Origin of the sequence: Burkholderia sp. LFS061 (assembly GCF_047978125.1) — a bacterium.
Classification (GTDB): domain Bacteria; phylum Pseudomonadota; class Gammaproteobacteria; order Burkholderiales; family Burkholderiaceae; genus Burkholderia; species Burkholderia pyrrocinia_C.
Map to the genome: position 1 here is coordinate 1 of NZ_JBFPFS010000135.1, position 590 is coordinate 590.

Consider the following 590-nt stretch of genomic DNA (forward strand, 5'->3'; position numbering starts at 1 on the left):
GCCCTCGGGCCGCTGCCTGACGCGCTAAAGTTTGTCTTTTCTTTTTCATCGGCATATCCATGGCCTTTACACCTCATGATATGCCTCGCCCACGAAATCACGGATAGGTCCCCAGTCGCCGGTCGCATTTACGCGGCGCTTCTATCTGAATCAGATCGCTGCTTAACCCGTTGGCCTCCACGAATTCCGTCCGACCTCAACCAGAGCATCCGCAACAAGCTGTGGGGCAGCGCCTTGTCTTCCCTGGCCTGAAGCCGAGGCTTGCCGCTCATCCGGTCAAACACTTGGCGAGCCGGCGACGCGCGCGTCAGCGCATCGCGTCGCCGAAGATCAGCGACACCTCGTTGTTCCCGATCGGGTGGCCGAGCAGGTTCAGCAGCCCAGCGAGGTTCGCCTGCTGCTCGGGCGCCGCATGCGCGGTGCCGCGGAACGATCCCTGGCTTGCGCCGAACGTGCCGTGCCCGTCGAGGAACAGCGGACCCTGCGTCGTCGACAGGTCGAGATCGGCGCCCGCCCCCTTCGCCTGCAGCACCGCGCGGTACGAACCGAGCGGCTTCACGCGCGACACGCGCGAACTCATCGAGTCGATC

1 protein-coding gene is annotated in these 590 nt (G+C 64.2%); it reads right to left on the reverse strand.

Features of this window, described 5'->3' with window-relative positions:
- Nucleotides 1-307 precede the first annotated feature (307 nt).
- Nucleotides 308-590: type II secretion system protein N (gspN, locus tag ACNQQL_RS36045; protein WP_347069709.1), on the reverse strand; the 283-nt coding region annotated here is incomplete at its 5' end.